Source organism: Shewanella sp. SM101, assembly GCF_025654465.1.
Classification (GTDB): domain Bacteria; phylum Pseudomonadota; class Gammaproteobacteria; order Enterobacterales; family Shewanellaceae; genus Shewanella; species Shewanella oncorhynchi.
Window position 1 is genome coordinate 78981 of record NZ_JAKKRH010000005.1, and the last position, 26689, is coordinate 105669.

The 26689-nt window shown below is 44.4% G+C and carries 20 protein-coding genes; 11 read left to right on the top strand and 9 right to left on the bottom strand.

Annotated elements, in window-relative coordinates; genetic code table 11:
• The first annotated feature begins 44 nt into the window (after positions 1-44).
• Positions 45-440, top strand: a complete 396-nt coding sequence (locus tag L5M38_RS04210) for a hypothetical protein (RefSeq protein ID WP_263145770.1) — start codon at positions 45-47, stop codon at positions 438-440.
• A gap of 164 nt (positions 441-604) precedes the next feature.
• Here L5M38_RS04210 and L5M38_RS04215 read toward each other — a convergent pair whose 3' ends face one another.
• Positions 605-1075, bottom strand: a complete 471-nt coding sequence (locus tag L5M38_RS04215) for a GNAT family N-acetyltransferase (RefSeq protein WP_263166283.1) — start codon at positions 1073-1075, stop codon at positions 605-607.
• 321 nt (positions 1076-1396) lie between these two features.
• Between L5M38_RS04215 and L5M38_RS04220 the strand changes: the two genes are divergently transcribed.
• On the top strand, positions 1397-2410 hold the full coding sequence (locus L5M38_RS04220) for a D-alanine--D-alanine ligase (RefSeq protein WP_263166286.1): 1014 nt from the start codon (positions 1397-1399) through the stop codon (positions 2408-2410).
• 193 nt (positions 2411-2603) lie between these two features.
• Here L5M38_RS04220 and L5M38_RS04225 read toward each other — a convergent pair whose 3' ends face one another.
• From L5M38_RS04225 to L5M38_RS04240, 4 genes are all read right to left on the bottom strand, one after another.
• On the bottom strand, positions 2604-4868 hold the full coding sequence (locus L5M38_RS04225; RefSeq protein ID WP_263178434.1) for a GGDEF and EAL domain-containing protein: 2265 nt from the start codon (positions 4866-4868) through the stop codon (positions 2604-2606).
• A 148-nt stretch (positions 4869-5016) separates the two neighbouring features.
• Positions 5017-6231: an RsmB/NOP family class I SAM-dependent RNA methyltransferase gene (locus L5M38_RS04230; RefSeq protein ID WP_131524969.1), complete on the bottom strand. Its 1215-nt coding sequence runs from the start codon at positions 6229-6231 to the stop codon at positions 5017-5019.
• Positions 6232-6375: 144 nt separating this feature from the next.
• Complete coding sequence (locus L5M38_RS04235; RefSeq protein ID WP_263178435.1) at positions 6376-7647, bottom strand: sugar MFS transporter; 1272 nt, start codon at positions 7645-7647, stop codon at positions 6376-6378.
• A gap of 141 nt (positions 7648-7788) precedes the next feature.
• A complete protein-coding gene (locus tag L5M38_RS04240) occupies positions 7789-9411 on the bottom strand; it encodes an alpha-glucosidase (RefSeq protein ID WP_263166291.1) in 1623 nt (540 codons plus the stop codon).
• Between the two features lie 496 nt (positions 9412-9907).
• Here L5M38_RS04240 and L5M38_RS04245 point away from each other — a divergent pair, with 496 nt between their 5' ends.
• The 5 genes from L5M38_RS04245 (at position 9908) to L5M38_RS04265 (ending at position 18181) form a co-directional block, all read left to right on the top strand.
• On the top strand, positions 9908-12721 hold the full coding sequence (locus L5M38_RS04245; protein WP_263166293.1) for a TonB-dependent receptor: 2814 nt from the start codon (positions 9908-9910) through the stop codon (positions 12719-12721).
• A 120-nt stretch (positions 12722-12841) separates the two neighbouring features.
• Positions 12842-15091 carry a glycoside hydrolase family 13 protein gene (locus tag L5M38_RS04250; RefSeq protein ID WP_263166295.1) on the top strand — a complete coding sequence of 750 codons (2250 nt, stop codon included), beginning with the start codon at positions 12842-12844 and terminating at the stop codon, positions 15089-15091.
• On the top strand, positions 15088-17259 hold the full coding sequence (locus L5M38_RS04255; RefSeq protein WP_263166297.1) for an alpha-amylase family protein: 2172 nt from the start codon (positions 15088-15090) through the stop codon (positions 17257-17259). Before L5M38_RS04250 ends, L5M38_RS04255 begins: the two co-directional genes overlap by 4 nt.
• A gap of 143 nt (positions 17260-17402) precedes the next feature.
• Positions 17403-17786 carry a VOC family protein gene (locus tag L5M38_RS04260; RefSeq protein WP_113939623.1) on the top strand — a complete coding sequence of 128 codons (384 nt, stop codon included), beginning with the start codon at positions 17403-17405 and terminating at the stop codon, positions 17784-17786.
• A 185-nt stretch (positions 17787-17971) separates the two neighbouring features.
• Positions 17972-18181, top strand: coding sequence for a hypothetical protein (locus L5M38_RS04265; protein WP_263166299.1), 210 nt, complete (start codon positions 17972-17974; stop codon positions 18179-18181).
• An 80-nt stretch (positions 18182-18261) separates the two neighbouring features.
• Here the strand turns inward: L5M38_RS04265 and L5M38_RS04270 are convergent, their stop codons facing one another.
• Together L5M38_RS04270 and rhlP are read right to left on the bottom strand one after the other, a co-directional pair.
• A complete protein-coding gene (locus L5M38_RS04270; RefSeq protein WP_263166302.1) occupies positions 18262-18702 on the bottom strand; it encodes a DUF4274 domain-containing protein in 441 nt (146 codons plus the stop codon).
• 142 nt (positions 18703-18844) lie between these two features.
• Positions 18845-19690, bottom strand: coding sequence for a rhombotarget lipoprotein (gene rhlP, locus L5M38_RS04275; RefSeq protein ID WP_263166304.1), 846 nt, complete (start codon positions 19688-19690; stop codon positions 18845-18847).
• Between the two features lie 180 nt (positions 19691-19870).
• Here rhlP and L5M38_RS04280 point away from each other — a divergent pair, with 180 nt between their 5' ends.
• A complete protein-coding gene (locus tag L5M38_RS04280; RefSeq protein WP_168825101.1) occupies positions 19871-20053 on the top strand; it encodes a hypothetical protein in 183 nt (60 codons plus the stop codon).
• A 132-nt stretch (positions 20054-20185) separates the two neighbouring features.
• On the opposite strand, the gene def is transcribed toward L5M38_RS04280, so the two are convergent.
• Complete coding sequence (def, locus tag L5M38_RS04285; RefSeq protein ID WP_011789520.1) at positions 20186-20677, bottom strand: peptide deformylase; 492 nt, start codon at positions 20675-20677, stop codon at positions 20186-20188.
• A gap of 545 nt (positions 20678-21222) precedes the next feature.
• On the opposite strand from def, the gene L5M38_RS04290 reads away from it, so the two are divergent.
• Together L5M38_RS04290 and L5M38_RS04295 are read left to right on the top strand one after the other, a co-directional pair.
• On the top strand, positions 21223-21651 hold the full coding sequence (locus tag L5M38_RS04290; protein ID WP_113939618.1) for an MGMT family protein: 429 nt from the start codon (positions 21223-21225) through the stop codon (positions 21649-21651).
• Between the two features lie 215 nt (positions 21652-21866).
• The gene (locus L5M38_RS04295; RefSeq protein WP_263166307.1) at positions 21867-22658 is read left to right on the top strand and encodes a DUF3108 domain-containing protein; all 792 of its coding nucleotides are present in this window, start codon (positions 21867-21869) and stop codon (positions 22656-22658) included.
• 444 nt (positions 22659-23102) lie between these two features.
• On the opposite strand, the gene L5M38_RS04300 is transcribed toward L5M38_RS04295, so the two are convergent.
• Positions 23103-23882 carry a class II glutamine amidotransferase gene (locus tag L5M38_RS04300; RefSeq protein ID WP_113939616.1) on the bottom strand — a complete coding sequence of 260 codons (780 nt, stop codon included), beginning with the start codon at positions 23880-23882 and terminating at the stop codon, positions 23103-23105.
• Positions 23883-24126: 244 nt separating this feature from the next.
• On the opposite strand from L5M38_RS04300, the gene fadE reads away from it, so the two are divergent.
• Entirely contained in the window at positions 24127-26574 is a 2448-nt protein-coding gene (fadE, locus tag L5M38_RS04305) for an acyl-CoA dehydrogenase FadE (protein WP_263166309.1), read from the top strand.
• The last annotated feature ends 115 nt before the right edge of the window (positions 26575-26689 follow it).

The following is a 26689-nucleotide window of genomic DNA, read 5'->3' on the forward strand; positions in this document are numbered from 1 at the left end:
TGATTTTTAGATTTACTCTAACCATGAAACTAAGGATTTAAACATTGATTAAAAAGGACATTATTACACTTAAGGATCTACAAGCCGTTATTGCCTTGTTTGACGCCATAGCACCAGATGCCGCTTTACCTAAGCGTTATTATGAAAAAACCCGCTATATCAAGTGGTCAGAATTTAAAGACATGCAGATATACGCACTCGACTTTGAGCCCTATTTAACGATTAGCCAGCGTTGTAATATGACGTATTTTGGCATACATCAAAGTACGCGACGTTTATACCTAGCACACTGTAATGATGCTGGCCACGCACCGCGCTGGGAAGCGAGACCAGTGGCCTTAGCACAACTGATGGATGTAGAGTTAATGGTGAATTTACATAAAAATCATGCCTATAACTTAGGGCTAAACATCTGTTTTGATCTGAACTATTTACTCTGAGCTTTGGTATTAATGTACAAATTCGGATGACTGAATATCGGTTATAGGCCAGACATTATCAGTTGCTAAAATCAATTTGAAATTATCAATGTCACCTGCAACGTTTTTCCGGTACCCGAAGGCACAAGGACAACGGATCTGTTTATGCTCGCTCGAGCCAAGAATTAGCCGTTTGGTTCGCTCAAAACTAAGCTGTAGCGAAAGGATGTTTTGGTAAACCCGATACTTTCATAGTATTGCTGTGTGGCAATGCGCTGCATCGATGTAGTGAGTTCGAGTAACTGGCAATTCTCTTGCTTTCCCCTCTCTTTCGCAAAGGCAATCAACTGAGAGCCAACGCCCTGACCCCGCATGTCGGCATCCACCACAATTGCGGTTATACGACAGATACGACTCAAGGCGGGGAAATAATCAAAGAACATTAAGGCCATCACAGCGACAACTTGCAGGTCACCCTGCGCATTATGTTGCTCATACACCAGTAATTCATCACTGCGGCGCAGAGAATCATGCTGATATTGGCTTAACGTCTGGGCTAAAGCGGCATGGGACAAAGAATAACCGAGTTGCTCAAGTAATACCTGCACACTATCTGTATCCTGTAAGCGGGCTAACCGAATGTTTTTATTCACCATGAGATACCATGCTGTAATCTGCCTAAAGTCAATGTCACTCGTACTGGGTTGCACAGTTTAGATGACGGTGACGAAGCAATAGTCCAACGACATTGCCATCTCACGCCACAAAAATCAAAATAAACCCGACAAAGGCACAACCCCATATTTGCAATGCGATGTAATGCGTTAAAATTCACCACTTAATAGCCATCAGTCAGCAAAACCTTGCACTCATAGGGGCAAGAAAACTAAGATGACAGCGGCTGTACTATAGGATGATATTCGTATTGCCACAGGCCGATGTCATCCGATTTTGCTCACTTTGAGGAATCACTCACAATGTCTAAGATCAACCTGCTTTTGCTGTGCGGCGGCGGAAGTGCCGAACACGATATTTCACTCATGTCGGCCAATTATTTTGAAACCTCATTGGCAAAATCCGAACAGTTTTGTGTATTGCGTGTCGAACTGGATAAATTTGGTCAATACCGCACCGCTGCGGGTGATGATTGTGAACTGACCAATAGCCGCGAAATTCGCTTCCGCGATGAGAGCAAAGCCCCATGGCCGGTCGATTACGTCATTCCCTGCATTCATGGCTATCCCGGCGAAACAGGTGACATTCAATCCTATTTTAACCTGATCCAACTGCCCTATTTCGGCTGTGAATCCGAAGCGAGCAGTAACTGCTTTAATAAGATCACCGCTAAAATGTGGTTCTCGGCCTTAGGTATTCCGAATACTCCGTATATTTTCCTAAACCAATTCGACGATGCAGCAATAGAGCAAACCCAAGCCGCATTAGCACTATGGGGATCCATCTTCGTCAAAGCGGCCTCCCAGGGTTCCTCTGTTGGTTGTTATAAAGTCGATGACAGCGATAAAGTCGCTGGCGTGCTTAAAGATGCTTTCGGCTATGCGCCCTATGTTATCGTTGAAAAAACCATTAAAGCCCGTGAGTTAGAAGTCGCAGTATACGAATACAACGGTGAAGTGGTGGCGACAGTACCAGGTGAAATCATCTGTGATACCAACACCTTCTACACCTTCGATGAGAAATACGCCAAAAACAGTAAAGCACGCACCGATGTGGTGGCACAGCATGTGTCAGCTGAGATCAGTGAACAAATCCGCGCCTATGCAATCAAAGCATTTAAAGGTATGAAATTGCGTCACCTGTCGCGCATCGACTTTTTCTTAACCGCGAATAATGAAATTTTACTAAATGAAATCAATACCTTCCCAGGTTCTACGCCGATTTCTATGTTCCCCAAAATGCTGCAAAATCACGGTCATGATTTTACTGAATACTTGAGTCTAGTGATTAACAGCCAGATAACCGCTAAATCTTAGCGCTCGCCACCTGACTCAATGTGAACGCAGAGACTCAGTGCAGCACCTGTTTTCAGTAATAAAAAGAGCGCCTCGGCGCTCTTTTTATTTATTATGTTTCAATGTGTTATATTTAAAACTTGAATTATTACCTTACATCTAAACCCAATATTAAAATCAGACTGTCACTGATTAAGCCGCCCTCACATCTAGGTCAAACGTCAAAACCCTTATGCAGCTCAGCTTGCTTTGCCAACAGGGCAAAGAATGCAGCTTTGGGCATAGGCTTATAAAATAAATAGCCTTGAATTTCTTGAATATGATTCGCCATTACAAATTTAAGCTGGGACTCTGTTTCTACCCCTTCTGCCGTCACAGTTAACTCTAACGCATGGCTTAAACGCACTATGGCCTCCACCAACGCTTCGTGACGTTTGCCTTCATCTAATCTGTCGATAAAGCTCTTATCGATTTTAATTTGATCGATAGGAAAATTAGCTAAATAAGATAGAGATGAGTAACCCGTCCCGAAATCATCTAAGGAAATTTTAATCCCTTTAACTCGCAAACCATTAAGTACATCAATAAGATACGTATGCTGCTTCATCAGCAAAGATTCAGTGATCTCAAGGGTTAATCTGTCATAGGGGAAATCAGTCACCTCAAGTTGCTCGGTAATCGCAGCAAAGGATTCCACAAAGGCATCTTGTAGTTCATGGGACCAAAACTCAAAAGTCGAGACATTCACCGATAACTTAATGGACCAATTTCGCTCCTGCATCTCTAAAATAGTCTGCATAGCACCAAGGCGAACATCTCGACCAATATCAACGATTAAACCACTGTTCTCAGCGATAGGAATAAATTCATCGGGTGGAATAAACGTTCCCTCATGCTGCCAGCGCAGCAGCACTTCAGCACGGACAATCAGGCCAGTGGTCGCATTGACTATAGGTTGGTAATAAAGCTCGAAGGTATGCTGATCTAATGCCTGCTTAAGCTGATTATGAAGGCTAGCAACACGCTCGGCATTTAGCTGCATTTGTTCAGTAAAAAAATGATATCGATTGCGACCATTTGCCTTAGAAATATACATGGCCTGATCGGCACAATTTAACAACTGTTCAAGATCGAGGGCATCTTCAGGAAAACGTGCAATCCCTATACTTACCGAGCTATAAACGCCTTTTCCATCGGCTAGCACATAATGTTTTGCCACATTTTTGTTAATTGTATCTGCAATTTGTACCAATTCTTTCTGGTTAACAACCCCAGGTAATAGCAAGGCAAACTCATCCCCTCCTAAGCGTGCAAACACCATAGTGTCATCGACACACTCGCTGATCTGTTTAACCACTTGCACTAACAGTGCATCACCTTTGTCATGGCCATGGGTGTCGTTGACTTGCTTAAAGTTATCTAAATCCATCAACATAAAACTAAAGCCGGGTGTCAAACTATCGGAGGTAATTAACGCTTGGATCTGCTTAAATAACGCATTGCGGTTAGCAAGTCCGGTAAGAGAGTCATTATTGGCCTGATACTTAATCAGCTGCGCCGCTTTCTTACGTTCACTAATGTCTGAAAATAGCCATGCAAAACAGGGTTGCTGACCATTGGACTCTCGGAAGGTCGTGACGATAAGGTCAAGATAAAACTCCTCGCCATTTCCCCTAAGCCCCACCAACTCACCCTGCCACATTCTGTCCTGAGCTAAATGCTCAAATAACCCCACTAATTCATTAGATTGGGATGATGCTAAAAAAATCTTAGGGTGAAAGTTAGCGATATCAGTATCTTGAGGAATAACTATATGTCTGAAAGCGGGATTAGCATAGAGAACTGCATCGTCAGAATTGGAAATAACCAGAGCAAGGGGTAACCGGTCAAAAATTTTCACAGCTAAATGTTGAAATTCCATTGCACGACTGCGTTCAATGGCTAAACTCGCCAGTCTTGCCGCCTCTGAAATGAGTTCTAAATCCTGCTCTGTTGGGGACTTTGTCGTATCATAATACATGGCAAATGTGCCTAGCACTTTACCATGAGTATCTTTGATAGGTTCTGACCAGCAAGATTTAAGACCTGCACGTAATGGTAGTTCTTTATAATTAACCCAGTAAGGATGTTGAGCGATATCTTCAACGATAACACGCTGCGCATAATAGGCCGCCGTGCCACAAGAACCCACATTGGGGCCAATTTCGACACCATTAATGGCTTGATTGTAACTGTCGGGTAAATTGGGGGCGGCACCTAATAACAGACGTTTACCGTCAGCACTGAGCAGTAACACAGACCCTCTAGTTCCTACTTTTTGAGCTTCGATTTTTAAGACTAAGGCGTGTAAGATTTCATGTAGCGGTGCGCCATTGAGCAGCATAGAAAGAATACTGCTATAACAAGCTATGCTGACATTGTGGGCGAGTTTAACGTCTGCATGATCGAGCAGATCTGGAAGGTTAACGCCGTACGCCATAATTTCCTTAAGAGCAAAGTTGCAATATAAATACTGATTAACAATGTTAAATATTTATAACTTATAAGAAATTCTAGGCACTAATGTTAATTAAGTAAACCCTTTACCTGCGCGGTAAAAGGTTTACTTTAGTCTAAAAAGCAATGCTTTATTCTTGAATACGTTCAAGTTTGGCAAGGTAAAAGCCATCAAAGCCGCTATCGGCTGGGCTGATACTTTCATCCTCAATCAGGCGAAAGTTGGGGTTCTCGGCTAAAAACGCATCCACTTGACCGCGGTTCTCGCAAGGGAAGATAGAACAAGTCGCATAGACGACTATGCCACCGACTTTGACCATGCGGCTGTAACTGCTCAAAATGTGTTTTTGCAGTTCCATTAACACGGGTAAACGCTCTACGGTATCACGCCATTTTGCATCGGGATTACGCTTTAATACACCCAAACCAGAGCAAGGCACATCAAGCAATACCCTATCGGCACTGAGCTTTAAGCGTTTAATGGTTTTACTGCTGGCGATAACACGGGTTTCGACATTGTGTGCCCCATTACGACGGGCACGCTCTTTGAGTTTGTCAAGTTTCCATTGCTCCACATCCATGGCCAACAAGCGTCCTTTACCCTGCATTTGCGCAGCTATGTGTAAGGTTTTACCGCCCGCACCCGCGCAAGCATCAATCACTTTCATGCCTGGCTTGGCATCAAGCGCCGCAGCTACGCGCTGAGAGCCCGCATCCTGCTGCTCGAATAAGCCATCTTTAAAGCTTTGTGTACGGAACAAGGCTGAATCGGAGGTCACTTCAAGGGCGGAATCAACCCCATCAACACAGAGCGTGCTCACAAACTCGGCAGCAAGCTTAGCGGCCAGTTCATCACGAGTCACCTTAAGGCCGTTAGCGCGTAAAAAACGTTTCGGCGCAGTACTTAACGCGGCGCGCTCTTTTTCCCAAGACTCACCTAGTTGCTCACGGCCCATAACATCGAGCCACTCAGGGCAACCGTCCCACAACACAGGCTTAGTTTTCGCTTGCTCGATACGCTCAGCTAAACGCACCTCATCAACTTGCAGCGAATATTGCATTTTAGGCAGTTCAAGCCCATGAAATAAATGCCAGGCATTAAGCAATTTAGAGCCAAAACGCTCCATCTCATCTGGACTAATTTCCGCCAGATAACAATATAAATTTAAACGACGTAGGATATCACCCGTCGTTAATGCGATACGCGCCTGCTCGGCGGGTACCAATTGCAACCCAGAAAAATGCTGAGAATAGGCCCGATCTAAGGGTTTTCCTTGGCTCAGCACCATAGTTAAGATACTGATCACTAATTCGTTCGAGCTGGCAGAAAGCGGAGAATTCAACATTTAAAAGGTCACCATGAATGATAAAACCGGAGGATCATAGGAGGTCAGGCCTTAATACGCAAGCGCGCTGGCGCCGAGTTAAGGTTAAAGCCATAAAAAAAAGCGATCCTAAGATCGCTTTTTTGCCACAGTCAGTTTAACCCATTACATTTTTGAGCCTTTAGCCCCGTAGAACAGGATAAAACCATAACAAATCACGGGCAGAATAAAGGCGAGCTGAACGCCAAGATTATCCGCTAACATGCCTTGGAATAAAGGCAAAATCGCGCCGCCCACAATCGCCAAACACAGAATGCCACTGCCCTGTGAAGTGTGTGGACCTAAATCACGAAGCGCTAAGCTGAAGATCGTTGGGAACATAATCGAGTTAAATAATCCCACCCCAAGGATTGCCCACATGGCAATGCTGCCACTGGTTGTCATCGCTGCAACCACAAGTAGCGCCGCCATAAAAGCATTAAATGCAAGCACTGAGCCTGCTGGTACTTTTTGCATCACCACAGAGCCAATGAAACGTCCCACCATAGCGCCACCCCAATAATAGGCGATGTAATGGGCGGCTTCAGCTTCTGGCATACCCGCTATATGGCTTTCACCTAAGAAGCTAACTAAAAAGCTACCGATAGACACTTCTGCGCCGACATACACGAAAATACCCACAGCGCCGAGCACTAAGTGCTTGCTTTGTAAGGCACTGGTTTTACCTAGATGGGTCTGAACTTCACCTTGAACACTTTCATCATGCTCACGGATCACAGGTAAATCTAACTTCGCAAAAATCAGCGCTAAAATTGCCAAGGCGCCAGAAAGTAACAGGTATGGCAGTTTAACCACTTCTGCTTCAGCGCTCGCTTGGGCTAAATCGCCTAATACTGAACTGGCAACAGAAAGAATTAACATAGCACCAAAAAACGGTGCAACCGTTGTGCCTAAGGCGTTGAACGCTTGCGTTAAGTTCAAACGACTCGACGCAGTTTCGCGACTGCCTAAGGCATTGACATAAGGATTGGCTGCCACTTGCAGGATTGTGATGCCTGATGCCAAAACAAATAATGCACCGAGGAACAAGTTGTAAGTAGCGAGGGCCGCCGCAGGATAAAACAGCGCACAACCAATACTTGCAATCACGAGACCAGTAACAATTCCCTTTTGATAACCCAGCTTTTTCACTAAGTTACCCGCAGGGATTGAGACTAGAAAATAAGCACCGAAGAAACAAAACTGGATCAACATAGCTTGAGTATAATTCAGTGAAAACACCGCTTTAAGATGCGGGATCAGAATATCGTTCAAGCAAGTGATGAAACCCCACATAAAAAACAGTGAAGTCAATGAGATCAAGGCAAAACGATAACTGCCCGACCCATTTTCGCCAGTGCTGCTCGTGTAGCTACCGGTATTAATTGATGACGCCATAGTTATTCTCTCTGTATGTTTTTATTATCAGGAACTAATTAAGGTTACATTCCCCATGGTGCCCGTGGGCGGGTTTATATCAAACTGTGGGCTTGGGATCCCGTATCTATAACACTTCAACCGAATAAAAATGAATCATTTTCACTTTAACACTGCATAAAAGCTGGTAAATGCCGAAAACTTCAGCTGATTGTGTTCTATTTGTGCGGTTTTAAGGCCATGTCCCGTCAGCGACTCACTGAGTTCAAATGCAGAGAAATCAAACTCGACCTCGGTATCACCTAAATTGAATCCCACAAACACTTTGATATCGCCTAAGGTGCGAACAAAGGCCAAAATGGGCTCCTTTGTATCAACAAATTTAATATCACCTTCAACTAACACTGGGTGTAACTTACGCCAAGCCAGAAAACGTCGATAACCATTGAGCATAGAATCAGCATCAGATTCTTGTACATCCACAGCTAACGCTTGGTGCGCAGGTGGAATTGGCAGCCAAGGAGAAACATCACTAAAACCACTAAAGTCAGCGCCTTGCTGCCACGGCATTGGCGTACGGCAACCATCACGCCCCTTAAACATAGGCCAAAATGTTTTGCCAAAAGGATCTTGCAGCTCATGGTATTCAATTGGCGCCTCAGTTAGACCGAGTTCTTCACCTTGATAACTACATATACTGCCGCGCAGCGAACTTAGCATGGCATTGAGCATTTTGACCATGTCTGAATTCTGCTTACCTTGCCCCCAACGACTCGCTACGCGCTGCACATCATGATTACCGATAGCCCAACATGGCCAGCCATCACCTATGCTCGCTTCCAAAGCCTCTACGGTTTGGCGAATATAAGCGGCGCTGTAATCGTCGGTTAATAGCTCAAAACTATAGGCCATATGTAGGCGATCTTCGCCCTTAGTGTAGGCAGCCATTACAGCCAAAGAATCTTCGGCCGAGACTTCGCCTAAGGTCACCGCTCCTGGATAGCGATTGATGAGCTTTCGTAAATCTTCAATAAAAGCGATGGTTTGCGGACGGTCATTATTGTAGTAATGGTATTGATAAGCGTAAGGGTTATCTTCACTGAAACCACGGCCCTGACGTTTATCCTTAGGCTTTGGCGGATTATCCCTGAGCAGTTCATCGTGATAACAGAAGGTAATGGCATCTAAGCGGAAGCCATCTACCCCCTTTTTAAGCCAAAATTCAACGTTATCCAGCACAGCTTGGCGCACTTCGGGATGATGGAAATTAATATCGGGCTGACTACGCAGGAAGTTATGTAAATAGTATTGCTGTCTGCGCGGTTCCCACTCCCAAGCACAACCGCCAAAAATCGCGAGCCAGTTGTTAGGCGCTGTACCGTCTTCCTTAGGATCGGCCCACACATACCAATCCGCCTTGGGATTCGAACGGTTCTCGCGGCTCTCAATAAACCACGCATGTTGGTCCGAGGTATGACTTAATACTTGATCAATAATGACCTTAATACCTAAACCGTGGGCTTTTTCAATCAATTCATCGAAATCATGCATAGTGCCAAAAAGAGGGTCAACTTCGCGGTAATCACTGATGTCGTAGCCAAAATCTGCCATAGGAGATTTAAAGAAAGGTGAAATCCAGATGGCATCGACATTGAGACTCGCAATGTAATCCAGCTTTATGATAATGCCGCGTAAATCCCCGACGCCGTCACCATTAGTATCTAAAAGGCTACGCGGATAAATTTGGTAAATCACTGCACCACGCCACCACGTTAACTCACTCATTGTTGCCCCTTTTATCATTATTCTACAGCGAACTTTCCCTGACACACTCAAGCAAACAGTTATCGTTTTGTTACTGCAGAGTAAAGTCATCGCGGCTTCTTTTGTGTTACCGAGCATACGTGAAGAGGGAAATAAGGTTCAATACACCTGCATACGTATGCAGAAGATGCAGCCAATAGTCACATGGCATCACAATGAAATTTACTTTTTAGTAACAGTCACTTGATTACAAAATAAAATCATTTTATTCCCTGAGTTCACCCTCTATCACAGTCTATTCTTAACTCTGCTAGGTATTGAATACGTATGCACTCTGTTGTTCAGCTAAGAAACTCGGGAGTAGTATCTTCACCGTTGCATAACAATTTGGTCATAAACGCAGCACTTATGCAGTCAATTAAGCGCCCATATACCAAAAAAAGGCCGCAAAAATAACGCGGTGATAACGATAAAACGCTCTACAAAGCGATAAAGCGACTCCAAGGGGAAGAGAGATATGATGCGATTTAAACCCAGTTTGCTAACCTTAGCGCTCATCGCCGCAGGTGCCAGTATGCACTCCTATGCGGCAGATGAAGTGACTACAGATAAGGAAGCAAAAGAAGCTGCTATTGAGGTTATTGAAGTTAAAGGCTTTAGAACCAGTGTCATCAAATCACTAAATGATAAACGCTTTGGAGATACCGTCTCTGAATCGATTTCAGCAGATGATCTTGGCGCCCTTCCCGATCAGTCAATCGCTGATGCACTGACTCGCTTACCAGGCGTGACCGCTGTGCGCACTGGTGGACAAGCAAGCGGCCTCAATATTCGAGGTCTTGATGGTGATTTCGTCTTTGCAACGCTTAATGGACACGAACAAGTGACAACGGGCGGTAAACGCGCGATTGAGTTTGACCAATATCCATCCGAATTAATTAGTCAAGCCGCCGTCTATAAAACACCAAAAGCCTCGCTGATTGAAGGAGGCGTCGCCGGTACGGTAGAATTAAAAACCGCAGATCCCTTAAAAAGCGACAAAGACCAATCATTTAATATCAATGCTCGCGGCAGTTTTAATGACAGAGCGGATGAGATTTCCGATGCCGATCAATATGGCAACCGTCTTAGCTTTGCATATCAAGGCAAATTCCTTGAAGATACACTCGGTGTGGCGCTAGGCTATGCCCATTTGTACCAACCTTATGTTGCCAGTCAATTCATTGGTTTACGTTTCAACGACGATAAAAAAGATGTCAATGGCGACGGTGCTGCCGAATCAATCAGTGAAGGTTTTGAGTTACAGCAAAAAGGCGGTGATGATACACGTGATGGTTATATGGCTGCTATCCATTGGCAACCAACAGACAATCTCAGTGTAAAAAGTGATTTATTCCATTCAAAATTCACTTCCGAAAACTTTGCCCGAGGCTTTCGCGTTAAGTCATTAAAAAACGGTACTATTAGTGATGCGGTTGTCGAAAATGGTTCTATGACAGGCGGAACGGTATCAACTGATGGTACTGATAACTTTGCCGTTTTTGTTATCAATGATAACGACTCAAAATATTCAGAACTGACATCAGGCTCAGTCAATATTGAGTGGAATAATGGCGGCGCATTAACTGTCGCAGGTGATGTGAGCTATTCAAAAGCCGATGGTGAGTTCGTCAACGGCGGCACTCGTGCCGTTTTATATGATGATATAGGTAATGAAGTACGCTCAGCCGAATCAATTAATTATCAACTACATGGTTTAAGCCCTGCCGATGTCAGCTTTTCAAACGACTATACCAATACCGCGACCTTGGGTTTAAAAGAAGTGGGTATGTGGCCATACGATCAACAAAATGATCTTGTCGCCTACAAGTTAGACTTTAACTATGTGCTGGACTCATCCTTCCTGAGTTCTGTCGATTTCGGCGCACGCTACTCAAAACGTGAATTCAACGCCCAGCGCTCTCAAGCAGGCTACGGCTTCGAATTTGACACTAACCCCGCCAATCAACCAGTGTTGGTGTTAAATGATGACATGACAAATATAGTCAATTTCGGTGGTGAACTTTCAGGCTACCCCAGCTTCCTATCGATCGATTTCGACAAGGCTGTGGAGCTGGTCAACAATCAATTGGCAGCGACGGGTCAAGGCCCATTTAATCCGACGGCTAACTGGTCGGATAACTGGACCATGATCCAAAGCGGTGCCGTTAATGAAGATATACTGGCAGGATATGTACAGGGCAATCTAGAGTTTGATCTGGGTGATGTCAAAGTAACAGGTAACCTAGGGCTGCGAGTGGTTCACACGGATCAGAACAGCACAGGTCTGCAACAAATCGGCTTCGGTTTGGGCGAGCCTATCGCGGACGAAAAGGGTGTTATCAGCACTGACTATATCCGCAATGAAATCGGTCAGACCTACACAGACTACTTACCATCACTCAACCTCAACTTCCACTTGACGTCAAATGATCAACTGCGTTTCGCCGCAGCCTCTGTGATGGCTCGTCCTCCGATCAATAAGCTGAAATCAGGACGAGGCAACTGGTATTCCGACGAAAACAAAGGCTATAAGACATACAATGCCTGGGGTAACACCAGCCCTTTGCTTGATCCTTTCTATGCCGATCAATTCGATCTGTCTTACGAGCATTATTTCGAAGACAGTGAAGGCGCCGTGGTGATAGCTCTGTTCTATAAAGACATCAAGTCTTTCATCAACGATTTCACTATCACTGAATTTGATTTTGAATCTGAAGGTTTTATTGTCCCAGATACAGTAGTTGATAATGGCGTCACTTATCCTGTTAATAAAAATTTGGGTCAATATCAAACTGCAATCAACAACGACAATGGCGGCTACATTCGTGGTGTTGAGTTAGGTTATACCCAAATATTTGATTTCTTGCCCTCGCCACTCAGCGGTCTTGGCTTCACTGGCAGCTACTCGTATTCAGACAGTGAAGTGGAATTTACCACAGATTTAAGTGGTTCAAACTTAACCATTCCATTACCAGGTTTATCAGAAAGCGTACTCAACACCACCTTGTTCTATACTCTGGATGGTTTCGATACTCGCGTAAGCATGAGATATCGTAGCAGCTATGTTTCAGAACAAGTGGCAGTTGAATCACAACTCGCCTTCTTCGATGCCGAAACGATTGTGGATTATCAAGCTTCATACGCTCTGGAAAATGGACTTAAGTTCTTATTCCAAATTAATAACTTAACTGATGAACCGAACAAAACCTATTTTGGTGAGGAACATCAGACAGGAACAATCCAATACTTCGGTAGACAGTACTTCCTAGGGTTAAGTTACTCTTTATAAGCTACCCAGAATAAAGCCTGCTTCAATTAAGAAGCAGGCTTTTGCTTATGCAGATTTCAGTATTTCTAACATTCATCATGCCAGCACGTTTTACTTATTTCTCTTTAAAAGGCTTACATTATGATCCGTCAAAACCTAATGATAGCGCTTTATTTATGCTTGGTTTGCTCTTCATCTAATACGGCCTATGCAAACACCTTTAAGCAAGATATATCGACGGACGTTAAGCTTGAACCCGCGTTTTGGTGGGCGGGGATGCAGAACCCTGAGTTACAGCTGATGCTGTATAGCCGCGAACTTCCAAGCTTACCGCAGCAGATTAAGCTTGATATCCAAGGAAAAGGCATCACACTTAAAAGCCTTGAGCACACTGATAACCCTCACTATTTGTTTATCAATTTAGATCTGAGTCAAGCTGCGCCGCAAACCTTTGAACTAGTGATTTCCAGCACTGACTCTGCTTCAAAAGCCAATAAACCTCTTTATCGCCTGCCCTATACGTTGCAAGGGCGCGCTAAAGGTAGCCGTGAACGCCAAGGATTTAGCAATAAGGATGTGATTTACCTTATCACGCCGGACCGATTCGCCAATGGCGACACCAGTAATGACAGTCAGGCCGATATGTTAGAGCAAGTTGCGGCTAACTATCCAAGTAATCCTAGCAACCCCAACTATCCCGATGCTCGCCATGGCGGCGATATAGCAGGGATCAGCCAGCACTTAGCGTATCTGGCAAAGCTCGGGGTGACTCAGTTATGGATCAATCCGCTGCTTGAGAATAATCAAGCCCAGTATTCATACCACGGTTACTCAATTACCAATTTATACCGCGTCGATCCCCGCTTTGGCAGCAACGAAGATTATAAAGCCTTAGTCGCTAAGGCTAACAAGCTTGGCCTTGGGGTGATTAAAGATGTTGTGGTGAATCATATCGGCTCTAACCATTGGTGGCTCAACGATTTACCTAGCCAAGACTGGCTGAACGATGCCACAAAAACGCAGCTACATAATCGCAAATCCAAGCCTGACTTGATGCAGTCTGCCGATACTAAATCCAGTGCTATTAAATCCAGCGTTACCAGCCCCCGTTTCACCAGCCATAGGCGCACGACAGTGCAAGATCCCTACGCGGCAGCGCAAGATCATATTGATTTTGTCGACGGCTGGTTTACCGACACTATGCCAGATCTAAATCAAAGCAATCCAAAACTGGCAACCTATCTTATCCAAAACAGTATTTGGTGGGTCGAGTACGCAGGACTTTCGGGGATACGTGAAGATACTTACTCCTACGCCGACAAAGGGTTTCTCGCTAAATGGTCTAAGGCCGTAATGGCTGAGTACCCAAATTTTAATATTGTTGGCGAAGAATGGACCGCAAACCCCATCACAGTGTCCTATTGGCAAAAGGGCAAAATCAATGCCGATGGCTATACCTCAGATTTACCCAGTTTGATGGACTTCCCGCTATATGAAAAATTGATTGCCAGCCTTAATGAGCCAGAGGCGTGGGACACAGGCTTTATCACACTTTACGAGATGTTAGCCAACGATGTTGTGTATGCCTCACCCAGTCAGCTAGTGTTATTTGAAGGCAATCACGACACCAATCGGATTTTCAGTTTAGTGAAAGAAAATATAGACTTATACAAGATGGCCCTCACCTATGTGCTGACCGCCAAACGCATTCCACAGCTGTTCTACGGCACTGAAGTCTTGATGACCAGCCCAACCGAAGGTCGTCACGATGGTGTTGTGCGCAGTGATTTCCCCGGCGGCTTTGCCAACAGTGCCATTAACGCCTTTACGGGCAAAGGACTGAGTGAACCTCAACAACAAGCGCAGCAATTTGTCCGTACGCTACTGAATTACCGTAAACAATCCCTTGCGCTGCAATCGGGCGATCTACTGCACTTTGTGCCGCAGGATGGCATCTATGTGCAATTTCGTTGCTTATTGAATGACCCATTATCAGCTGACCTAAATGCTAAAGAGCTTAAGTCACTAACTCAACACGATTCTCAAACCCAACACAACGCCTGTACTCAGCCCTCGGCCGACAAAGTCATGGTGATTTACAATAAAAATGACAAAGCAGTCACGCTAGATGTAAACCGCTTTGCCAGTGTACTTGGCGATAACCGCGCCGCTACAGATATCATCAGTGGCAACACAGTTTCACTCAATCAAGCGCTAGCATTACCCCATGCAGGTGTCACTATCCTTGAGCTTAAAGCAAGACCGCAGCTAAATACTGGCTTATCTAGCCGTCAAACCTCTAATCATATGAGTTACTCAGCTAGCGATTTAACTCAGGCTCAAACAACTCACCCAATCAAAAACTCAACCCTAAAAGGAATTCAGTCTTGAGCTTTTTATCGCCTATCTATTCCCGAGTGATTCAGTGCCCCCAAGAGGCTAAATTTCCCATAGTGGCTTTACTTATAACCAAAGCAGCAAAAACCCAGCAGCGCCGACAGTCATCACTCAGCTTATGTTTAAACGCTCTATTCAGCGCCTCTTTATTAACTGCCTCGCTTTTTAGCTTCTCGATCAATGCAAATACATCAACGCAGACGCTTGATAATGAGTTACTACCAAAGTCTGAGAGTGAGGTTATGACGCTTAAACCTGTGGTGTATCAAATCTTTACTCGCCTTTATGGCAATAAAAATCCAACCAACAAACCTTGGGGCACGATTGCCGACAATGGCGTCGGCAAATTTAATGATATCGACGATGTTGCACTCAATAGCATCAAGGACCTAGGCGTTACCCATGTGTGGTACACGGGCGTTCCCCACCATGCATTGATTGGTGATTACAGCGCGATTGGCGTGAGTACTGATGATCCCGATGTGGTCAAAGGACGCGCGGGCTCACCCTACGCAGTCAAAGATTACTACAACGTCAACCCAGATCTGGCGGTCAATCCCGCCAACCGTTTAGTCGAGTTCGAAGCGCTCATTGCCCGTACCCATCACCACGGCTTAAAAGTGATTATCGATATCGTGCCAAACCATGTGGCGCGCCATTATCAATCCGTGAGTAAACCCCAAGGCGTGCGCGATTTTGGCGAAGATGATGATACCAGTCTGGTGTACGCCAAAAACAACAACTTCTATTACGTTGTTGATAAAGTTGATGTTTATAATGGCTCGGAGGGGGCAAAGGGACAAGCGCATGCGTTTGAGGTACCAAGCTTACCCGCAGAGCTTAAACCGCTGGGCGGAGAAACTCACCCCTTAAGTGACGGCAAATTCAACGAATTTCCCGCAAAATGGACTGGCAATGGCTCACGCTTAGCCAAGCCCGATGCCAATGATTGGTACGAGACCGTTAAAATCAATTACGGCGTACGCCCCGATGGCACCTATGACTTCCCTCGCCTGCCAGCCAATTTCGCCACTTTAACGCAGGCACAGCATTACGCTTTTTGGCAACAACACTTAGCCGAGCTCCCAAGCTCTTGGATTAAATTCAATCAGATTGCCCAGTATTGGCTAGCGAAAGGTGTCGATGGGTTTCGCTATGATATGGCCGAAATGGTGCCAGTGGAGTTTTGGAGTTATCTCAATAGTCAGATAAAACACACAAATCCCGATGCCTTTATCTTGGCCGAGGTCTATAACCCTAACTTGTACCGAGATTATATCCAACTTGGCAAAATGGATTATCTGTACGATAAGGTTGACCTTTACGACACGCTCAAAGCCGTGATGGCGGGTAAAATCAGCACAGCTAATATCGCGGCAGAACAGGAAAAAGTGCAGGATATTGAATCTCACATGCTGCACTTTTTAGAAAACCACGACGAGCAACGTATTGGTAATGCAGCATTTTTAGCATCGCCACATACAAATAAGCCCACGGCAACCCAAGCCGTGAATCCACACTATGCCCTACCCGCTATGGTAGTGTCGGCAACGATAGGCACTTCACCGACGTTAGTGTATTTTGGCCAAGAAGTGGGAGAAGCCGCCATCGACAACCCAGGATTTGGTCATGCATCACGCACCAGTATTTTTGACTATGTTGGCGTCCCAGCCCATCAGCGCTGGATGAACAATGGCAAGTTTGATGGTGGACAATCAACCCTAAAGGAAGTCACTTTGCGGACTTATTATCAAAAATTACTGAACCTAAGCACAGGTAAAAATGTACCTGCGCTCTTAGGAGAGTATTACTCGCTCGATGCCGCCAACCGCAGCGCACAAACCGCCACAATGGATACTCATGGCAGTGCAACGGGTTATGATGACAGCACTTTTGCCTTTGTGCGCTTTGAGGAAGATACGACCAATAAAACGAGCCAAAAACTGATTATTGTGAATAACTTTAATCAAACTCAAGCAAAGCCATTATCCCTTAAGCTACCAAAGCCACTTATCGACCAATGGCAATTAACGGATGGTACCTATTCACTTAAGGATTTGCTGGAAGACAATAAAGCACAGTTGGTTGTCAAACTAGGTGAAGGACAAGTTCAGATGCAACTTGCACCGCTGTCTTCAGCCATATTCGAGCTGGAAGATTAAACGAGCAAAAAGCCTAGGTGAGCTAAAAAGTGAAATCGACCGATAGCGTCACGCTAAACTGTGACGCTATCTTTTTTTAACCGTTATACTCTCAAACCTTTCTATCTTATTTGATCAACCATTAAAAATCACAAAGGAAAGCAATGTTACTCGGCATTCACCATGCAGCGATTATTTGCAGCGACTATCAAAAGTCCAAACACTTTTATGTAACCATTCTTGGCCTTACCGTGCTTGCAGAGCATTTCCGAGAGGCACGTAAGTCCTATAAACTTGATTTACAACTGGCCGATAAGAGTCAAATTGAGTTATTTTCATTCGATAATCCACCCAAACGACCAAGCTATCCCGAAGCCTGTGGACTTAGGCATCTCGCCTTTCGCGTAGCATCAATTGAAACCGCCATCGAACATCTTCATAGCCATCACATTACCGTTGAACCCGTCCGCATTGACGAATACACAGGCAGAAAATTCACCTTCTTTAGCGATCCCGACGGCTTACCCTTAGAGTTATATGAGCTATAGCACGAGTAAAATAAGGCAACATCGCAGCAATAAGATGAATAAAGCTTAATTACGCTACGGGATAGTCAGCATTAGACTCAATAAAACGACGCAGCCGTTTAACCAATAGTTTAAGTAATCGATTGACCAGTTTGACGCTGTGATAAGGTCAAAGCCTACCTAGGCTAACCATTTAGGAACTCAAGATGTTTGATAATCCAGCATTATTACTATGGAGTTTAGTCTTTAGCCTCTTTGGTCTTGGCTTTTTCACCTATGGCAAACGCCAAGTTGCACCCATCCCTTTAGTCGTTGGCCTCACCCTGATGATTTATCCCTATTTTGTCACCTATCTCGCGTTACTTATCGCTATCGGCATCGCCCTGATCGCACTGCCCTATTTTGTAAGGATATGATTTGGGGTTTATAGAAATGTTTACGGACAGAAGCTACAAAATAAATGGTGAGGCTAATACAACTTCGTATACCTCTACACTCATACCACAATAGGTTGATACAAAATCTCAGGCACCCCACGCTTCTTAAGAAAATATTGCGCCGTCTTTGTTATTTTTTCAGTATGAGAAACTGTTTTCACCTGATAATAACCGCTTAAAATTCGCTTAGTCAGCATGACCGCGAAATCATAATGTTCCTGTTGATAAGGTTCTATTACCTCATTTGTTGGAATTAATTCATTTAGCTCATTCATTTCTAACCAATCCATCGCTTCAGCAAGCCAAAATAGCTTTATGGCAATGGCTAACTCGCATAATGGATGATCCGCAATTGCAATAGGAATCTCATTACCATCATCCCAATTATAATGGTCCAATAAGGCATACAATTCATGTGCTGACGAGATAGTTTTTACAAGGTTTACCGCCTCTTCAACATCCTCGATTTCATAAACAATTCTATCAATAATGTCTGTCATTATATTTAAGTCCTTAATGTTTCAATCAGCCCATTTAACATAGGGTAAAGGAGTGATAAGAACTTAATACAAAGCCCGAAATAGGAATGGCCAAAAGATGAAACTCCTTTTCGTTCACCTCACCCCTGATAAATGAGTTCAACTATTCTCGGCAGATGGTAAAACGGCCGAGTGACAAAATTCCCAATAGTGAAAGGATTAATAGGGATAAACTGCCACCGCCGCTGTAACCTTGTTTATGTTCAATGGTGGCAACGTGCTCTTCCTTAACCCGAGTTTTAAAACGGGCAAGCTCGTCATCTAAATTGACTATCATGTCGTTCACCGCAAGATCAAAACCCTCGTAGGATTTCTCTCTTAGGGTTGTCGTCACGCCAACAGCGGTTGAACTTTCAGTTAACTGATTAATACCTGGCGCCCTAAATAACATCTTCTGGCTACGCATATCGAAAACGGCTGTATCAACAAAGGTTTGAATCGCATTTTCATTGCCGGGGATTAAATACATGCCCACGATAGTCCAATAAAGGATGGCGGATTTGTTCTCGTGGCTTTGCATCAATTGATCGTAAGAAACCAATGCCATAACATCAACATCATGCAGGCGAGCAACCTGCTGCAAGGTTTCAAAACCTTTACCATTTTTAAGATAGGTACTTGGGATCACTTCGATACGATCAATATAGTCATATTTGACAAAGGATTTTTTAACCTTATCAAGTAAGGCCATCTGAGTTCGGCTATCAATTGCATCGGCTTGCCAATGGGACGAAGGCAAGAAAGCGATGCCGACGGTAATAGGTAAACGCAGCACAGGTAAGGATGGCTGCTGGGCTTGGCGACTCTTCTCATCAGGGTATAAATATTCGACTAAGCTACTCGATACCGCATTTTTCTCCGTGGTATTACCGTTAAAAAATGCACTACAACCGCTCAGTGAAAGCATTGCGAATGAGGCTATGCCACAGGCTATTACCTTATGTTTCATTTGTTTCCCTACCGTATCCATACACTTGCTGTTAATGATGAAAACTGAACCTACAATAATACCAATCACATTAAATATCTAATCAGTTCAGAGCCTCACAGGCATCTCAATCCAAGGCGCATTGACGAAGAAATGGTCATTCCCTTTTAAGCCAATGCAACACCGGAGTGGGATGCCTGTGTGGCTCCCGAAGGGCGGGTTTCAACGTGCTTTATACTGCGTTTAAGGCTTTCGACAGAGCACCACTATGCCTTCAAGCCTTCGCCTTGTCTAAAGCGCGTTGAACTCCCGCTGAATGAACAGATATTTAATACGATTGGTATAATGCAGATTTTGGGTTACCTTATCCATTCATCAGAGTAAAAACAAGCTGTTATGTTCACATATCACAGCATTAATCTTCCTTGATTAGATTTTAAATACAAAAAAGCCGCACTATAAATGCGGCTAATCAATAGGTACAACCATTCTCTAAAATACAACTTAAGTCAAAAGTTAAGCGTATTTACGCACTTTTTTAAGGGCGATTTGTTGTTTTAGCATGGATAAATGTTCGATAAATACTTTGCCATGCAAATGGTCGATTTCGTGCTGCAACACTATGGCTAAAAACTCATCGGTCTCGATTTCGATAGCCTTGCCCGTTCTGTCTAAGGCTGTCACTTTAACCTTTTCAAAACGTGACACTTTAGCGCGATAACCTGGGATAGACAGACAACCTTCTTCACCGACGAATTCACCTGACTTTTCAACAATCTCAGGGTTAATCAGCACTAAAGGCTGGTCGCGACCGTCAGATAAATCGATCACGATAATTGCATCTGTACTGCCGACTTGAGTTGCCGCTAAACCGATACCATCGTCCGTGTGATACATGGTTTCGATTAAATCATCGATAAATCCCTGAACAGCTTCAATATCTTTTACAGGTTGCGCTTTACGTTTAAGGCGCTCATCGGGAATAGTTAGAATATCGAGTACAGCCATGCCAGTTATCTTCTCTCATCGAGTCAAAAAAATTGGCGCTATTATGGACTATTTGACCATTTACACAATATTTAAGCTAAAAACAGTTTAAATATTTTGTTAGTAATCGAGCTAGCCGATAAAAATATCGAGAAGTGCTTAATCCTTTAAATACCAAATACCCTCACATCTTCCGCTAAGCCACGCTTTACCGTTACACTAGCGTGAACTCATCAAGCAAAAGTTTTTGAGCGTGATTCTTTGTGAGTCATACCAATTGTATTAAATATCTGTTCATTCAGCGGGAATTCAACGCGCTTTAGACAAGGCGAAGGCTTGAAGGCATAGTGGTGCTCTGTCGAAAGCCTTAAACGCAGTATAAGCGTTTTGAAACCCGCCCTTTGGGAGCCTCACAGGTATCCCCACTCCGGTGTTGCATTGACTTAAAAGAGAATAACCATTTCTGCGTCAATGCGCCTGGGATTTAAATACCTGTGAGGCTTTGAACTGATTAGATATTTAATGTGATTGGTATCAATACCATTAAGCTGAGGGTTAACAATTCAATGGCATCGTTTCCTAAAGAAAAATCACCACTGTATCAATATCTTGAACAAGATAAACAGAGTGTAGCGAGAAAACAGCCCCAAGCAGTGGATATGTCTCCTATGGCGAAAATCTGGCATATCGTCGCTATGATCCCGCAGGGTAAAGTCAGCAGCTATGGCAAAATAGCCGATTATGCAGGATTACCGGGACGAGCGCGTTATGTGTCAAAAGCGCTGAAAGCAGCTCCCGAACATTTGTCACTCCCTTGGCATAGGGTACTCAATAGTCAAGGCAAAATATCCTTCGAGAAAAATTCAACCTTCTTTCAAGAACAGATGGAATTATTAAGAATTGAAGGGATAACAGTGAACTGCGGCAAAATTAGTTTGTCTGAATACGAGTGGCGCCCGGATCTGGTGACTTTAGTCATGGCAATGCCATTTTAGTTTAATATATTGATCCATAAACTATTTACATCTCTATTTACAGAAACGTCGTCCTCGGCTATAACCTGCTTACAGTCGATCCGATAATTGATTTATGCTCAACTGATTGACCCAGAACTGTGTAAGTAAGCATGCTACTCGACACTTTTTTATCAACCACTACCGACCGTTCTGTAGTGATACAAGGTGAAAACCTGCGACCCAAGGAGCATTCTTTGCGTACCATTCCCACATTATTAGTGAGTTTTACCGTCCTCACTCAAAGTATGTTTGCCATGGCAGCGCCAACGCCGCTAACACCGCAGACGGCCGAATACCAAGTCAACTATGGAGACATTGAATTAGGAAAAGCCAAATACACGCTACCCAATGCCGAAGATGGCGTGTTTAAGTATCGTTTTGATAGCGATCTCAGCCTGTTATTGTTAACCGATGTGCGTCACATCTTGAGTGAATTTACTCAAAATGACGCGCAGCTCAGTCCTTTGCGTTACTTACAACAACGCCAAGGTGTCGGGCCTAATTACACGGAGCAAACCGCATTCGCCAAAGCTCAAGGCTTTATTCATACACGTTACAAAGATGAAAAAGGCAAGTTTCCCTATGATGATAAAATCTTTGATCCTCTTATGGTGCAGTTGCAATTTAGGCTAGATATGATGGCGGGCAAAGAAGTGCTCGACTATAAGATGGTCAAGGACAACGAAGTCGATGAATACAAGTTTCATGTGATCGGTAAAGAACGAATGAACATCGACAGCGGCAGTTACGACACAGTCAAAATTGAAGTCGTGCGTGACAATAAAAAGCGTCAAACCTTCTTCTGGATGGCGCCTGACTTAGCATATTTGCCCGTGCGGTTAACACATTTTGAAAAAGGCAGTAAGCAGCTCGATATTAAGTTGCTGAAGTATCACTTCGATGAAGTGCCGAACCAAGAAACCATACCTGCAGACATTGCAGAGAAACCGCTAGTGCCTAAACTGCTCGGCACGACTGAAGGTTAATCGGTAAGGCATTGAGTTAAGATGTAAGGCATTGAGTTAAGATGTAAGGCATTGAGTTAAGATGTAAGGCATTGAGTTAAGATGTAAGGCATTGAGTTAAGATGTAAGGCATTGAGTTAAGATGTAAGGCATTGAGTTAAGATGTATGAACTTAACCTAATGATACAAAGCCTTAGTATAAAAGTACTGGACTAAAGCCAAACTAATATCGAATAAAACCCAACCGAACTATACCTAACTGAACTATATCTAAATCTAACTGAACTTAGGGCCTACCTCTAAGTTCGGTTTCGGTTAATGTTCATCGCTAATGGTTCATCACTCATCACTGATTGCTAGAAGATGTGTCAGATACTGACTCGAACTTTTTAATAAAGTGACCTGAACAAAACAAAATCAACCGTAAATCCGCTCGCCCTCATTATTTCGCTCAACGGCATAGCATCAGAGATCGATTAACAGCTCACCCAATCTAAACAGCTTCCAGTTACCCGGCTGCATAACGCGCCACTGTTCATTCTCGGTCAATGGGCGAGTCGCAATCACAGTCACCACATCATGGGCGGTAGTTTCCTTATCAAAATCAATCACCACATCGGTATCGATAAGTTTCGCTTTACCAAACGGCGCGCGGCGAGTGATGTAACATAAGTTATTACTGCAATAGCTCATTAAATGCTCGCCATCGCTCAATATCATGTTGAACACACCTAACGCACGGATTTGCTCGGCCAATGTTGCGACGTAATGGAACACAGCCAACATATCTTCAGGTTTAGTACCGCCAAACTTCTGGGCGACTTGTTCCAAAATCCAGCAGAAAGCAAGTTCGCTATCGGTATCGCCTACGGGTTGATAGCGCGAGACATGAAACTTGGGCAGATAATCCGTCAATTGACCATTATGGGCATAGGTCCAATAACGTCCCCATAATTCGCGGGTAAAAGGATGAGTATTCTCTAAAGACACACAGCCGCGATTCGCTTGGCGAATATGGCTTATCACCACTTCACTTTTAATCGGGTAGGATTTGATCAATTTTGCAATATGCGATTCGCTACTCGGGCAAGCATCTTTAAAAGTACGGCTACCTTTCCCCTCGTAAAAAGTAATACCCCAGCCGTCCACGTGGGGACCAGTTACACCACCACGTTGTGCTAATCCCGTAAAACTAAACACAATATCGGTTGGCACATTGGCGCTCATCGCCAGTAACTCGCACATATTTCTCGCCTATCATCAATCAAAAAAACTACTTGTTGGCATTGTAACTAGTTGATGACATTTGTGGAATGATCAAAGCTGACAAATAATTTAAACAATTGTTTGAAAAATACTTGTATTAAAATTCTCTTAGGTTTAACTTTTATGCGACACAGGTCTGACCACAAACTATAATTGTGATCGCAATCAATAAAACACTCTATGACCTGTGGTTGGCACTCGGTCATATTTAAGGAGAATTACAGTGACTACCCTACTTTGGATCATCGCCATGATCTTAGTGCTAGGAGCCCTAGCTTACCTTCGGGTATCTTTGCTCACTGCCACTATTACAGCCGCTGTTGTGATGACAGCAGGATGGACACTCGATGTTGTCGGCCCTATCTCTTGGATCGTTTTCCTCGTGATCGCGCTGCCGTTTAATATCAGTGCATTTAGACAAAATGTGATCAGTCGTCCACTGATGAAGGTATATCGCGGCATCATGCCGGAAATGTCTTCAACAGAGAAAGAAGCGATTGAAGCCGGCACCACTTGGTGGGAAGCGGATCTGTTTGCGGGTAACCCGAACTGGAAAAAACTCCATAACTACCCAGTTGCGCGTTTAAGTGCAGACGAACAGGCCTTCCTCGATGGCCCTGTTGAAGAAGTGTGCCGCATGGTGAATCAACACCAAGTGTCACATCAACTTGCCGATCTGCCTGCCGACGTATGGCAATATCTGAAAGATCACGGTTTCTTCGCCATGATCATTAAGAAAAAATACGGCGGTTTAGAATATTCAGCTTATGCCCAATCTCGCGTGTTACAAAAACTGGCGGGCTTAAGTAGTGAATTGGCTTCAACTGTTGGCGTACCTAACTCTTTAGGCCCTGGGGAGCTGCTGCAACATTACGGTACGCCAGAGCAACAAAACCATTATTTACCGCGTTTAGCCAAAGGGTTAGAAGTCCCTTGTTTCGCACTGACCAGCCCAGAAGCCGGTAGCGATGCAGGCTCGATTCCTGACTTTGGTATTGTGTGTAAAGGCCAATGGGAAGGTGAAGAAGTTCTGGGTATGAAACTGACCTGGAACAAGCGTTACATCACTTTAGCGCCTGTCGCGACAGTATTAGGCTTAGCCTTCAAACTGCGCGATCCAGAACATCTACTTGGTGATAAAGAAGAACTCGGCATCACCTGTGCTTTGATCCCTACCGATGTGGAAGGAGTAGAAACGGGTCGTCGTCACTTCCCGCTCAACTGCATGTTCCAAAACGGTCCGACTCGCGGCAACGAAGTATTCGTGCCATTAAGCTTCATCATTGGCGGCCCGAAAATGGCTGGTCAAGGCTGGCGCATGCTGGTGGAATGTTTGTCAGTGGGCCGTGGTATCACACTGCCATCAAACTCAGCTGGCGGCGTGAAAACCGCAGCGCTGGCAACAGGGGCTTATGCTCGCATTCGTCGTCAGTTCAAATTGCCTATCGGTAAGCTTGAAGGTATCGAAGAGCCAATGGCACGCATCGGCGGTAACGCTTATCTGATGGATGCGGTAACCACGTTGACCACTACAGGTATCGACTTAGGTGAAAAACCGTCGGTTATCTCTGCGATTGTAAAATATCACCTGACAGACAGAATGCAGAAATGCGTTATCGATGCCATGGATATTCACGGCGGTAAAGGCGTGTGTCTTGGCCCCAATAACTATTTAGGCCGTGGCTACCAAGCTGCGCCTATCGCAATTACTGTTGAAGGTGCAAACATCCTTACCCGTTCTATGATCATCTACGGCCAAGGCGCAATTCGTTGCCATCCGTATGTACTCGCAGAAATGGAGTCAGCGTTTGATACTGAATCGGGTCAAGGTTTAGCTAACTTCGATGCAGCTATTTTTGGTCACATTGGTTTCGCGACCAGTAACTTCATCCGTAGCTTCTGGTTAGGTCTGACATCAAGCCGTTTCTCTAACGCGCCTTATTCAGATAAAACCAAGCGTTATTATCAACAGATGAACCGTTTCAGTGCCAACCTTGCCCTGCTCTCTGACTTAGCCATGGCAACCTTGGGCGGCAACCTTAAACGTAAAGAACGTATCTCTGCCCGTTTAGGTGACTTACTGAGCCAACTGTATCTGGCATCAGCCACGCTGAAACGCTATGAAGATGAAGGCCGTCAAACCGACGACTTGCCATTAGTACAATGGGCAGTTGAAGATGCGCTATACAAGCTACAAGCTTCTTTAGACGATTTACTGGATAACTTCCCTATGGGCCTTGGCGGCGCATTACGTGTGGTGATGTTCCCATTCGGTCGTCCACTGAAACGCCCAAGCGATGTGTTAGATCATAAAGTCGCTAAGATCATGCAAACACCGTGTGAAAGCCGTAACCGTTTAGGTAAAGGCCAGTTCTGGACTAATTCTGAGCACAATGCTGTGGGGATCCAAGAACAAACACTACTCGACATCATCGCGTCTGAACCGCTGCACGACAAAGTCTGTAAAGCGAGCGGTAAACGTCTACCATTTATGTGGTTAGATAAAGTTGCCGCAGAAGGTAAAGCCTTAGGTGTGTTAAGCGATGCCGAAGTGCAATTACTGGAAAGAGCGGAAATTGGTCGTATGAAATCAATCAACGTTGATGACTTTGACCCAGCAGAACTGCGCCCAGAAGTGGTTTCAAACACTTCACAGGAACGTGCTGCGTAATCCACTCAGTAAGATTTAAACCACAAAAAGGAGGCTAATTAGCCTCCTTTTTTAATGCCTATAACCAATCACACGACTCAAGTCATTAGGCAGCATTAAACGCAATAGCAGCCTA